The sequence below is a fragment of the Algibacter pectinivorans genome (assembly GCF_900112595.1).
Lineage (GTDB): Bacteria > Bacteroidota > Bacteroidia > Flavobacteriales > Flavobacteriaceae > Algibacter_B > Algibacter_B pectinivorans.
Window position 1 is genome coordinate 329737 of sequence record NZ_FOMI01000003.1, and the last position, 12151, is coordinate 341887.

Annotated in this window: 13 protein-coding genes; 11 read left to right on the top strand and 2 right to left on the bottom strand. The window is 32.9% G+C overall.

What is annotated here, in order from left to right:
- Positions 1–42: 42 nt before the first annotated feature.
- Complete coding sequence (gene ung / locus BMY96_RS06430; RefSeq protein WP_092850562.1) at positions 43–708, top strand: uracil-DNA glycosylase; 666 nt, start codon at positions 43–45, stop codon at positions 706–708.
- Positions 709–906: 198 nt separating this feature from the next.
- On the opposite strand, the gene BMY96_RS15960 is transcribed toward ung, so the two are convergent.
- The gene (locus BMY96_RS15960) at positions 907–1083 is read right to left on the bottom strand and encodes a hypothetical protein (protein ID WP_175473526.1); all 177 of its coding nucleotides are present in this window, start codon (positions 1081–1083) and stop codon (positions 907–909) included.
- A gap of 399 nt (positions 1084–1482) precedes the next feature.
- The gene (locus tag BMY96_RS15965) at positions 1483–1659 is read right to left on the bottom strand and encodes a hypothetical protein (RefSeq protein WP_175473527.1); all 177 of its coding nucleotides are present in this window, start codon (positions 1657–1659) and stop codon (positions 1483–1485) included.
- Between the two features lie 351 nt (positions 1660–2010).
- Between BMY96_RS15965 and BMY96_RS06445 the strand changes: the two genes are divergently transcribed.
- From BMY96_RS06445 to BMY96_RS06490, 10 genes are all read left to right on the top strand, one after another.
- On the top strand, positions 2011–2850 hold the full coding sequence (locus BMY96_RS06445; protein ID WP_092850569.1) for a 1,4-dihydroxy-2-naphthoyl-CoA synthase: 840 nt from the start codon (positions 2011–2013) through the stop codon (positions 2848–2850).
- On the top strand, positions 2851–3759 hold the full coding sequence (gene menA, locus BMY96_RS06450) for a 1,4-dihydroxy-2-naphthoate octaprenyltransferase (protein WP_092850571.1): 909 nt from the start codon (positions 2851–2853) through the stop codon (positions 3757–3759).
- 36 nt (positions 3760–3795) lie between these two features.
- Positions 3796–4473 (top strand): metal-dependent hydrolase, encoded by a 678-nt coding sequence (locus BMY96_RS06455; RefSeq protein ID WP_092850573.1) that lies wholly within the window; start codon positions 3796–3798, stop codon positions 4471–4473.
- Complete coding sequence (locus tag BMY96_RS06460) at positions 4474–5511, top strand: o-succinylbenzoate synthase (RefSeq protein WP_092850576.1); 1038 nt, start codon at positions 4474–4476, stop codon at positions 5509–5511. It abuts the gene before it with no gap.
- Position 5512: 1 nt separating this feature from the next.
- On the top strand, positions 5513–6475 hold the full coding sequence (locus BMY96_RS06465; RefSeq protein ID WP_092850578.1) for a CPBP family intramembrane glutamic endopeptidase: 963 nt from the start codon (positions 5513–5515) through the stop codon (positions 6473–6475).
- Between the two features lie 5 nt (positions 6476–6480).
- Positions 6481–7554 carry an AMP-binding protein gene (locus tag BMY96_RS06470; RefSeq protein WP_092850580.1) on the top strand — a complete coding sequence of 358 codons (1074 nt, stop codon included), beginning with the start codon at positions 6481–6483 and terminating at the stop codon, positions 7552–7554.
- A gap of 40 nt (positions 7555–7594) precedes the next feature.
- Entirely contained in the window at positions 7595–9358 is a 1764-nt protein-coding gene (gene sppA / locus BMY96_RS06475; RefSeq protein WP_092850583.1) for a signal peptide peptidase SppA, read from the top strand.
- Between the two features lie 360 nt (positions 9359–9718).
- Complete coding sequence (locus BMY96_RS06480) at positions 9719–10681, top strand: phage tail-like protein (RefSeq protein ID WP_139205222.1); 963 nt, start codon at positions 9719–9721, stop codon at positions 10679–10681.
- A 12-nt stretch (positions 10682–10693) separates the two neighbouring features.
- Entirely contained in the window at positions 10694–11389 is a 696-nt protein-coding gene (locus BMY96_RS06485) for a hypothetical protein (protein ID WP_092850588.1), read from the top strand.
- Positions 11390–11412: 23 nt separating this feature from the next.
- The gene (locus BMY96_RS06490) at positions 11413–12150 is read left to right on the top strand and encodes a hypothetical protein (RefSeq protein WP_175473528.1); all 738 of its coding nucleotides are present in this window, start codon (positions 11413–11415) and stop codon (positions 12148–12150) included.
- Position 12151: the final 1 nt, after the last annotated feature.

Below are 12151 nucleotides of genomic sequence, written 5' to 3' on the forward strand. Positions count from 1 at the left end.
AAGATAGTACTATTTTAGTTTTTATTAAATATTAACTGAGAAATGAATTTTGAAATCCATAAAAGTTGGCAGCCTTATTTAAAAGAAGAATTTACTAAGCCTTATTTTTTGGACTTAATACGTTTTGTTGAAACGGAATACAATAGCACGATATGCTACCCGCCAAAGGGTGACATTTTTAATGCTTTTAATTATTGTCATTTTAACGACATAAAAGTGGTTATTCTTGGACAGGATCCTTATCATGGCGAAGGGCAAGCTAATGGCTTATGTTTTTCTGTAAATGATGGTATTGCGCATCCGCCGTCTTTAAAAAACATATTTAAAGAGCTTGAAACTAGTCTAGATGTACCGTATCCAGATAGCGGAAATTTAATGCGTTGGGCTAAGCAAGGAGTTTTATTATTGAATGCGACTTTAACCGTTAGAGCTCATGAAGCCGGAAGTCATCAAAAAAAAGGATGGGAGACTTTTACCGATGCTGTAATAAAAACAATAAGCGATAAGAAGGAAAATATGGTGTTTTTACTTTGGGGTGGCTATGCGAAAAAGAAAATAAAAATAATTGATGTTGAAAAACATAAAGTACTTACTTCTGGGCATCCATCACCATTAAGTGCTAATAGAGGTTATTGGTTTGGTAACAACCATTTTTATTACGCCAATACATATTTAGAAAGAAGTGGAGTAACCCCTATTATTTGGTAAATAACTGATTGTCGTTTTCTCTTTTGTTTTTATAAGTAACATGCAAAAGAAAAAAGAACGCCAATATTATTGCGGCAAATAAAATAACTATAGATATAATGTTTAACATATTTATTGTTTCTTATAATTTTAGACCCTTAAATTATATTTTGGTCGCATATAACAAGCTTATCTAATAATGTGTAAATCCTTTAGGTATTAACTACCCGTAGCACCAAGTGCTTGTGTATATGATGTAACGGTTAATCGTGTTCTTAAAACCACAGGTTTTTTGTCTACTTTTTGAGTTTTAACAGTCTTGTTACAACTTAACTTAAGTAGTAAAAGATTAAAGATTACAAGAGCAGTAATAATTAGAGTAATTGTTAGTAACATAGGCATTTAAGATTTATAATAAGACCCTAAGTTTATTTTTTGGTCACAATTACAATTAAAAAGCTTTATTGCTAACTAATTACGTTATATAGGTTTAATAGTTTTTTTTCTGTTTTTATTAAAAGGGGAAGGTACCTAATTTTAGCTAATGGGAAGTTCTAAAAATGAAGGTAATCTTATTTAAGCAAATAAGAAGAATAATATTAAGCTTATTCTAAACCAATAAGCTATGTTTATAGATTTAGAAATGGTATGTATAATTTGGAGTTTGACTAAAATAGTTTCATAGTAACAAAAATGTGATAAAACTAATTTAGTTAAAAACTTTGGTCACAAAATCATACATTAAAACAAAATGCTTTAATGCGGTTAGAGTAACAATTGCAAATAGTACTAATATTAGCTACCTGTAGCTGCAAGTGTTTGTGTAGTAGGAGCAACCGTTAAGCGTGTTCTTAAAACCACAGGTTTTTTGTCTACTTTTTGAGTTTTAACAGTCTTGTTACAACTTAACTTAAGTAATAACAGGTTAAAAATTACAAGTCCAGAAAGAATTAGAGTAATTGTTAATAACATAGGCATACAAGATTTAGAGTCCGACAATTTACATATTAATCTGCTAAACGGCAAGTAGTTGTCAGTAAAATTATAATTTATTTGTTGTTCGGTACAAAATTAACAAATGTTTAGCGTGTTACAATACATACTAGTACGTATTTTAGTATTTTTAGGATATAGTCAATTTGTTAAGTAAAAAATTTAGGTATCATTATTTTAGGGTGCTTTTTTTTGGATACAATTCAATAAAAGCTTGATTTGTGTAACTTATTAAAAACCAGTGTGTTTGCTATTTTTGTGGTAATTTTTTTAAATCGAAAGGGTGTTTTGCTTAAATAAATTTATTTTTGGGTAAAATTATACTTAATTATGAATCAACCGGAATGGGTCGTAGCCAAAGAATACCAGGACATCACTTATAAAAAGTGTAATGGTGTTGCTAGAATTGCATTTAATAGGCCAAATGTTCGAAATGCATTTCGACCAAAAACAACAAGCGAATTATATGACGCTTTTTATGATGCAAACGAAGATGTAAATATTGGAGTTGTATTATTATCTGCCGAAGGACCATCAACAAAAGATGGTGTGTATTCTTTTTGTAGTGGAGGCGACCAAAAAGCAAGAGGGAAACAAGGTTATGTAGGCGAAGATGGGTATCATCGTTTAAATATACTAGAAGTACAACGTTTAATTCGTTTTATGCCTAAGGCTGTTATAGCTGTAGTTCCTGGTTGGGCTGTAGGTGGCGGACACAGTTTACATGTGGTTTGCGATTTAACATTAGCAAGTAAAGAGCATGCTATTTTTAAACAAACCGATGCCGATGTAACAAGTTTTGATGGTGGATATGGATCGGCATATTTAGCAAAAATGGTAGGGCAGAAAAAAGCAAGAGAGATATTTTTCTTAGGGCGTAACTACTCGGCTCAAGAAGCTTTTGAAATGGGAATGGTTAATGCCGTTATTCCACATGATGAGCTAGAATCTACTGCGTACGAATGGGCTCAAGAAATTCTTGGAAAATCACCAACGTCTATTAAAATGCTTAAGTTCGCCATGAATTTAACCGATGATGGTATGGTAGGACAACAAGTTTTTGCAGGTGAAGCCACACGTTTAGCTTATATGACAGACGAAGCTAAAGAAGGCCGAAATGCCTTTTTAGAAAAACGTAAGCCTAACTTTGACAAAAAATGGATTCCGTAAATGGGTAATTTTTCGACTTGGATTTCTGCAATGCGCTTACGGACATTGCCACTTTCTATTGCCGGTATTATTGTAGCAGGATGCTTAGCACATTACAATGGTGTGTTTAAATGGGGTATTTTTATACTCGCTATTTTAACCACCTTAAGTTTTCAAATTTTATCCAACCTAGCAAACGATTATGGCGATGGTGTAAAAGGAACCGATAATGAAGATAGAATAGGACCTGTTCGGGCTATTCAATCTGGGAATATAACGCCAGAAGAGCTTTTTAATGGTATTAAAATAAATATTTTGGTATCTATTATTCTGGCTTTTGGGCTTATTTTTTCGGCATTTGGTGTAGAGTATTTTTTATTATCCATACTCTTTTTTGCGCTTGCAATTGGCTCTGTAGTAGCCGCAATTCGTTATACTGTAGGGCATAGTGCTTATGGGTATAAAGGCATGGGCGATATTTTTGTTTTTGTTTTTTTTGGTCTGGTTAGTGTAATAGGATGTTATGTTTTATTTGCTAAACAAATAGATCATGTCACGTTTTTGCCGGCATGCACGATAGGTTTATTAAGTACGGGTGTTTTAAACCTAAATAACATGCGAGATAGGTTATCTGATGCTAAGGCTAACAAAATTACACTTGCCGTTAAAATGGGCGAGAAAAAAGTTAAGCGCTATCACAACGTTTTAGTTTTGGGTGCTATTTTGCTGTCTGGTTTATTTGGTATACTGTATTACACGTCTCCTTATAATCTTATTTTCATGATAGCCTATGCGCCATTATTACTTCATTTAAAACGAGTTAATGCGAATAAGGAACCCAAATTTTTAGACCCAGAATTAAAAACACTTGCTTTAACAACTGTGTTATTAGCAATTTTGCTAGGAATAGGACATTTACTTCCATTTTAGTATATTTATTACGGATAAACATATAATTTACATTAAATGAAAATCACATTCTACGGTCATGCTAGTTTAGGAATTAAAATAAAGGACATTAATATTTTAGTAGATCCTTTTATTAGTCCAAATGAAAAGGCATCTCAAATAGACATTAATACGCTTAAGGCGGATTATATTCTGGTTACACATGCACATCAAGATCATATTGCCGATGTTGAAGCTATTGCCAAACGAACAGGAGCGGTTGTTGTTTCAAACTATGAAATTGTTAATTATTTTGGAGCCCTTGGTATCGATGGACATCCTATGAATCATGGTGGTAAATGGGATTTTGAGTTTGGTACCGTTAAATATGTAAACGCCATACACACATCGTCGTTTCCAGACGGTAGTTATGGTGGGCAACCTGGTGGATTTGTAATTGAAGGCGAACATAAAAACATATATATAGCTGGAGATACGGCCTTAACTTTCGATATGAAGTTAATTCCGCTTCAAACCCAATTGGATTTAGCAATTTTACCAATAGGCGATAATTTTACTATGGGAATCAACGATGCTATTATAGCTAGCGATTTTATAGCCTGCGATAAAATAATGGGGTATCATTATGATACATTTGGTTACATTGAAATAGACCATGAAGTGGCTAAACGCAAATTCTTTGAAAGAGATAAAGATTTAATGCTTTTAGAAATTGGAGATTTTATTGAGCTATAAATGATAAAAGCAACTTACAGCCAATATGTTTTAAATTTTAAACAAGCAAGTGGTACCTCTCGCGGTGTATTAAAAACTAAAGAAACTTGGTTTATACTTTTAAATTTTGAAGGTAAAAAGGGAATAGGCGAGTGCGGGCTATTTAGAGGCTTATCCATTGATGATACAGCAAATTACGAAGACAAACTAAAATGGGTTTGTAATAATATTGATTTGGGTCTAGATGAATTATTGATGAGCTTAAATGAATATCCAAGCATTCAATTTGGTTTAGAAACCGCTTTCAAATCTTTAAAAAGTGATGATTCATTTAATTTAATACCTTCAGAGTTTACTCGTGGTAACGATGCCATTCCTATTAACGGTTTAATTTGGATGGGGTCTGAAGCCTTTATGAAACAGCAAATTAAAGATAAAATTGATGCAGGTTTCAGTTGTATTAAAATGAAAATTGGTGCGATTGATTTTCTTTCAGAAATAAACCTTTTAAAATCTATTCGAAAACAATTTTCTTCAACAGATATTGAATTGCGTGTGGATGCTAATGGCGCTTTTCATCCTTCTGAAGCCTTAGAGAAATTAAAAATGTTATCAGATTTAGATTTACATTCTATTGAGCAACCTATAAAACAAGGACAAATAGAGGAAATGGCTATGCTTTGCAACAAAACACCTTTGCCAATTGCTCTAGATGAAGAATTAATTGGTGTGTTTTCTGTAACAAAAAAGCAAGAGTTGCTACAAACCATTAAACCACAATATATTATTTTAAAACCTAGTTTGGTTGGTGGTTTTTCAGGCAGTAACGATTGGATTAATCTTGCCAAAAAACAACACATAGGATGGTGGATAACAAGTGCTTTAGAGAGTAACATAGGTTTAAATGCGATAGCACAATACACCTATTCAAAACACAGTAATATGCCACAGGGTTTGGGCACGGGCGGTTTATTTACTAATAATTTTGATAGCCCTTTGCAAGTAAAAAATGGTACATTGCAGTACAATAATTTAAAACCTTGGAAATTTAATTTATAATATGGATTACATACAACAAGCCTATAAAGGTTTACACGATATTTGGCGGTATATAATAGGTGTTTTTATCATATTTTTTGCATGGCAATTAATAGGTATGATTCCGTTAGGAATTGCTTTAGCCATAAAAATATTTAGCGATGCATCGGTAGGTATGCCAACCGACATTCCTGCCATGAGCAAGGTTTTAGGGAGTAATTTGTTTCTGTTTCTTATGCTGTTATCGTTTGCCGTGGGGCTTTTGGGGGTGTTTTTGTCCTCTAAATTTTTACATAAGCAGTCCATAACAAGTTTAACAACAGCCCGAAAAAAAATTGATTGGAAACGCTTTTGGTTCATTTTTGTAATTTGGGGATTGGTTTCTAGTGGCTTTGTGTTATTCGATTATTTTATGAGTCCAGAAGATTATCAGCTTAACTTTAAATTACAACCTTTTTTAATTCTTGCCGTAATAGCTATTTTATTTATACCCTTGCAAACCAGTTTTGAAGAGTACTTTTTTAGAGGCTATTTAATGCAAGGTTTAGGGGTGCTTTTTAAAAACAAATGGGTACCTTTATTAATGACATCCATAGGTTTTGGGTTAATGCATATTGCAAACCCAGAGGTGGAAAAATTAGGACCAGTTATTATGGTATATTACATTGGGACAGGGTTGTTTTTAGGCATCATAACACTTATGGACGACGGGTTAGAGTTGGCCTTAGGCTTTCACGCTGCTAATAACTTATTTACAGCGCTATTGGTTACCGCCGATTGGACAGCACTACAAACACACTCTATATTAAAAGATTTATCAGATCCATCATCAATGGCATTGGCAGAAATATTTGTTCCTGTTTTTGTTGTGTTTCCTGTATTACTTTTTGTACTTTCCAAAAAATATAATTGGACCAATTGGAAGGATAAACTTTTAGGCCAAGTGGTAGAACCACCAAAAGAAGATTATAAAATTTTAGATTAAAAAATATGACACCGAATTACAAGAATGTACATTTAAAATTTAAGTTAGATAATTTAAATTATAAGTATGACGACCTTATGGAAGTGGCCTATAGTTATGTTAAGGAAGGATTGCCATACCAACAAGAATTGGGTAATTTTTTATTAGATTGGTTAGACGAAAAAGATCATGTTATTGTTAAAACCTCTGGTTCTACAGGAAAACCTAAAAAAATTGAAATAAAAAAACAGGCTATGGTAAATTCGGCTATAGCAACTGGCGATTATTTTAATTTAAAACCGGGCGATAAAATTTTACATTGTTTACCATCAAACTTTATTGCCGGTAAAATGACTATTGTAAGAGCTATTGTTTTAGGTCTAGAACTAGATATGGTACAACCTGCAGCTTTACCGTTAATTGATTACGAAAAGGATTATACGTTCTGCGCTTTTACACCTATGCAGCTTAAAAACTTTGCCAAGTATCTAAAAAAAATTAAAACAGTTATAGTTGGTGGTGGTCGAGTTTCTCAGGCTGTTGCAGCACTTGTGCAGGATAAAAAGCCCAATGTATATGAAACTTACGGCATGACAGAAACTGTATCTCATATCGCTGTTAAAAAATTAAATAATTTTACAGGCGCTAAAGATGAAGCCTTTTTTACAACGCTTCCAGGAATTAAAGTCTCTAAAGATAAAAGAGGATGCTTAACAATTAATGCCCCTAAATTGGCTGATGATGTCATTGTAACTAACGATATTGTCGATATTATTTCAGACACTAGTTTTGAGTGGTTAGGGCGTTTTGATAATGTAATTAATTCTGGAGGTATTAAGTTATATCCAGAGCAAATTGAAAGTAAACTTCAAGATAAAATATCAGGTGAATTTTTTATTGCGTCAAGAGAGGATGATACTTTAGGCGATAAGCTAATTCTAGTTGTTGAAGGAGAAAAAAGGGATATTGATAATGCCATTTTTAACGACTTAGATAAATATGAAAAGCCAAAAGAAATTCATTTTGTATCTAAATTTAAAGAAACTAAATCTGGTAAAATTAATCGTAATAAAACTTTAGAATCTATACAGTTGGTTTAAGTAAATCTTAGCTTTATTGTAATTATTAAAAATTAAACCCATGAGTTTTATTCAACGTGTATTGTCTACCGTTACAGGCATTTTTGTGTTTTTAATTATTTGCTTTCTGTGCTTAGTCGTGTTAGGAGCTATTTTAGGTTCTGGATCCGATGATTTAGTAAAGGTAAAGTCTAATTCGGTTTTAGAATTAACTTTGGACTTTCCTATTAAAGATTATGGAGGCAAAATAGAATTTAAAGAATATCCCTTTTTAAACGAAAGTAGTAAAAAAGGACTTTTTAATATTATTGATGCTATAGATCATGCAGCAACAGACCCTAATATAAAAGGTATTTCAATTGATAATAATTTTATTAATGCTGGAATTTCTCAAACTAAAGCACTTCGAGGTGCTTTATTAAAGTTTAAGGAGTCTGGTAAATTTGTGGTGGCTTATGGCGATATGTATTCTCAAAAAGATTATTACTTAAGCTCAGTAGCCGATACCATTTATGTTAATCCTGCTGGAATGCTAGAATTTAAAGGTTTATCTACCGAGCAGTTATATTTCAAAGATTTCCAAGAAAAAACAGGGTTTAAAATGGAAATTGTTAGACATGGAAAGTATAAAAGTGCCGTAGAACCTTTTCTAGAAAATGAAATGAGTGATAATAATAGAGTTCAAATCGAAGCCTATTTGAAGTCACTTTGGTTAGAAATAAGAAAAGATATTTCAATTAGCCGAAACATTTCTGTAGAACGTTTAAATACTATAGCAGATAGTTTGTTAGCTAGAAATCCAGAACTTGCTAAATCATCTAATTTAATAGATAAAGTAGCGTATCATGATGAATATATTAATGCTATGAAATTTGCCATAGGTCTAGATTCTAATAAAGAGCTAAATAGAATTTCAATGGCAGATTATTCCGAGTATGCATCACGACATATGGGCGGAAAGTATCATAAAAATAAGATAGCTGTTATTTATGCCGAAGGCGATATTATTTATGGTGAAGGCGACGAAAATACTGTTGGTCAAGGCACTATGGAAAAGTCTTTAAAGGAAGCAAGAACTAATTCTGATATTAAAGCCATTGTATTACGTATTAATTCTCCTGGAGGAAGCGCATTGGCTAGCGAGCTTATTTGGCGCGAAATTGAATTAACTAAAAAAGTAAAACCGGTTATAGTATCCATGGGTAATTATGCCGCTTCTGGTGGTTATTATATTGCTAGTAATGCACATAAAATTATAGCAGAACCAACTACAATTACAGGAAGTATTGGTGTTTTTGGTATGTTGCCTAATGGAAAACAGCTAGCAGAAAATATGGGCATTAATGCAGAACAAGTCATTACAAACCAAAACGCTTTAACCTATAGTTTTTTTGAGCCCTTAAGCAGTCAACAACGAAAGTATATACAAGAAGGCGTAGTTAACGTTTACGAATTGTTTACTAATAGAGTGGCGCTAGGCAGAAAATTAACTAAGGCGCAGGTTGAAGAGATTGCGCAAGGTCGAGTATGGACAGGTGCCGATGCTCTAAACATGGGGTTGGTTGATGAGTTAGGAGGCTTAGATTTAGCGCTAAAGTATGCGGCTGAAGCGGCAAAACTTCAAGACTTTTCAATAAGAGAGTTTCCTGTTTTTGAAAAAGACTTAGATAAAATGCTTGAAGATTTTGGTATAGTAAAAGCTAAAGAAACCATTTTAAAAGAGGAGCTAGGAGAGGAGCATTACAAAATTTTAAAAGAAATAAAATCAATCTCTCAGAAAAAGGGCGTACAGTTGTTATTTCCATACAGTATAAATATTAAGTAAGTTAGGTCTAAAATAAAAAGGCTTGTAAGTAACAAAAACGAGGTTTTCTTTAAAGGAAGCCTCTTTTTTTGTTTAAATAGCTTATTAAAGTTAATTAAAAACTTCTTCAAGCTAATTAGTAGTCCTCAGTTTCTATAGTTTTTAACTTAAATAGCAATCATTAATATTTCAATTCAACGACATTAAATTACCATCCGTCTACACTTATGTTTTATTCATCTAATAATCATTTTTAAGTTCTATTTGGGGCCTAATTTTGCCTTGAATTTAATTTAATAATGTATTTCAACGAAAAAATGTGACTTTTATCTGTGTGATGAGTCATATTATTAGAAACGAATAATTAATCAAATTATATAAGTGCAGTTAAAAACTAAAATATTATCATTAACATTAATCTTTATAGCATTCCCGCTTGTAATGTTCTCTCAAGTTAAAATAGGTGATAATCCTTCTTTAATTAATTCAAATTCTATTCTAGAATTAGAAAGCAGTAACAAAGTTCTTGTTATTACCAGGTTAAGTGAATCTGAAATAAATGCTTTAACGCCTTTAGAGGGCGCATTGGTTTATAATACAGATGCCCAATGTGTTTTTGCTTTTGATGGTTTAATTTGGAAAAACCTATGCGACGAACCAAATATAAGTGTTAGTGCAACGGGTCCAATAAATAATAAAGTAGGTGATTTTTGGTTCAATAATGCTACAAATTTAGTAAGTATTTGGAATGGTACGCAATGGCTTCCTATAAATATTAATCCACGTCGCGGTAACGGAGCTCCTAATACTTCTATAGCCAACCCTTTAGCAGGAGATATTTATGTGGACCAAAATACTGGCGAAATTTACTCTTATAATGGTACCGATTGGGTATCGGTTAATAAAGACATTAATGCTAATAACGGTATTTCAATAAATAGTAACACACTACAACTTGGTGGTGCTTTAATAACACCAACCGTAATTACAACCAATGCTTTAAATACTTTGGCTATTGAAGGGCTTCAGGATGTTAATTTTAGTAATTCTTCTAATAGTATAGTTGTTGTAGATAATACTTCTGGCGTTCTTAAAAAAGTGGAAACGTCAAATCTTATAAGGCAACAACAAGTTATTGTAATGGCAAATAATGGTCAAGCACAATTTGAAACACCTTCAGAATTTGCAGATGTTGATGAGTTGGAAGTTTACAGAAATGGAGCTCGAATAACATTTACTAGAGTCAATAGTACGACCATAGAAGTAGAACCAGAAGCCACATGTTATGATGGCGATGAAATAAGAATAGTTCAATTAAAATTAAATCCCCTAAATAGTAATTAATAAATAACAAAAATGAAAAACAAATTTTTAAAATTAGGATTAGCGCTAATAGCAGTAATGATATTTAGCTTAAGTAATGCACAGCAAACAACAGGAGATGTTGGAGCTACCGAAAAAGTAGGAAAGTCTTCAGCACTTAATGGTACCATTCGTGTAATTGATAATAAGGGAACCAAAAAGTATTTACAAGTAAAAAATGGTTTAACACTTTTAACTGATGCAACACCAGATGGTGGTATTGTATCTACATGGCAACTAGGTGGCACACTTACCGATGCTACAAACATTGCTACTGGTGCTAACGAGTTTAAAATTACATTAGATACAGGCGGTACTTTTGTTCTAGATGGTGTTTTACAAGAAACTGGAGTTGCAGCAACGGCAGGAACACTAGATACATCTGGGTACACTATTTTAGTAAGAGATGAAGCAACAGGCGAAACAAGAAAAATATTAGCTACTGATCTGGTTCAAGCAGGACAATTAACAGCAACTGCAACTGCCGATGGTACTGCACCTACTTTAGCCGATGTTTCTATACCTGCGGTATATCAAAAAGTATGGGTATACAGAAACGGAGCTAAACTTTTAGCAAATGTAGATTATACGGTTGTAGCCGGAGCGGTTACTTTAGTGCCAAATGCTACTGCACCAAACGATTGGGCAATTTATGCTGATGATGTTTTTGAAGTTCAATGGATTAACTAAAATAAACCATGACAATTTCCCTAATGAATAAAAATTTTCTAATACTAACTTTGGCGTTGATTGTTTCAATAGCAATTAACGCCCAAGAAGTTAGGGTTATTGATAATAAAGGAACTCTTGAAACCATTAGAAACAATCAAGTTACTACGGCTGCAATTGCACCTGTAAACCCTCTTGAAGGTGATGTTTGGTTTGATACCAGTGGTACTACCAGTGTTACTAAAACATTCGACGGTACAAATTGGGTTTCAAATTCAGTAAATGTTTATAATGGCTTTTTTATTGTAACCGGAAGCGGCGTTACTACGGTTTCTGCTATACCTTTTCAGCCTAGTCAAGTAAGTTTTGTGGCGCATGCCAATGTAGAATCTTTAGATATCAATGCAGATAATGGTGTTGGTAATAATGCTAGAGGTATTAGTAACTCTCAAGGTAGTATGAATGGATTTGCTAGACTTAATAGCGATAATTCCATAACCCAACAAGTTATTTTTAGTGGTACACACGGAAATTCTATTAACGATATTTCTAGATTTTCTAGCAGTTCTAATTGTTTAGGTTTACGCTATGGCGATCAAAACGGAAGTCTTTTAGGTGTTATTACTGGTGCTTTCACAGGTTTTACAACTGATGGATTTACAATAAATGTAACGTATACAAACGGAGTAATAACTGCAAATAGCACAAATCCTGTTGTAAATGTTCAGCCAGCAGATGTTCAAGCCGAAGATGTTGTAGTACTATTTACAGCCTACAGATAAA

Coding starts and splice junctions, on each gene's coding strand:
- ung (WP_092850562.1), top strand. CDS start 43: ATGAATTTTGAAATCCATAAAAGTTGGCAGCCTTATTTAAAAGAAGAA.
- BMY96_RS15960 (WP_175473526.1), bottom strand. CDS start 1,083: ATGTTACTAACAATTACTCTAATTATTACTGCTCTTGTAATCTTTAAT.
- BMY96_RS15965 (WP_175473527.1), bottom strand. CDS start 1,659: ATGTTATTAACAATTACTCTAATTCTTTCTGGACTTGTAATTTTTAAC.
- BMY96_RS06445 (WP_092850569.1), top strand. CDS start 2,011: ATGAATCAACCGGAATGGGTCGTAGCCAAAGAATACCAGGACATCACT.
- menA (WP_092850571.1), top strand. CDS start 2,851: ATGGGTAATTTTTCGACTTGGATTTCTGCAATGCGCTTACGGACATTG.
- BMY96_RS06455 (WP_092850573.1), top strand. CDS start 3,796: ATGAAAATCACATTCTACGGTCATGCTAGTTTAGGAATTAAAATAAAG.
- BMY96_RS06460 (WP_092850576.1), top strand. CDS start 4,474: ATGATAAAAGCAACTTACAGCCAATATGTTTTAAATTTTAAACAAGCA.
- BMY96_RS06465 (WP_092850578.1), top strand. CDS start 5,513: ATGGATTACATACAACAAGCCTATAAAGGTTTACACGATATTTGGCGG.
- BMY96_RS06470 (WP_092850580.1), top strand. CDS start 6,481: ATGACACCGAATTACAAGAATGTACATTTAAAATTTAAGTTAGATAAT.
- sppA (WP_092850583.1), top strand. CDS start 7,595: ATGAGTTTTATTCAACGTGTATTGTCTACCGTTACAGGCATTTTTGTG.
- BMY96_RS06485 (WP_092850588.1), top strand. CDS start 10,694: ATGAAAAACAAATTTTTAAAATTAGGATTAGCGCTAATAGCAGTAATG.
- BMY96_RS06490 (WP_175473528.1), top strand. CDS start 11,413: ATGAATAAAAATTTTCTAATACTAACTTTGGCGTTGATTGTTTCAATA.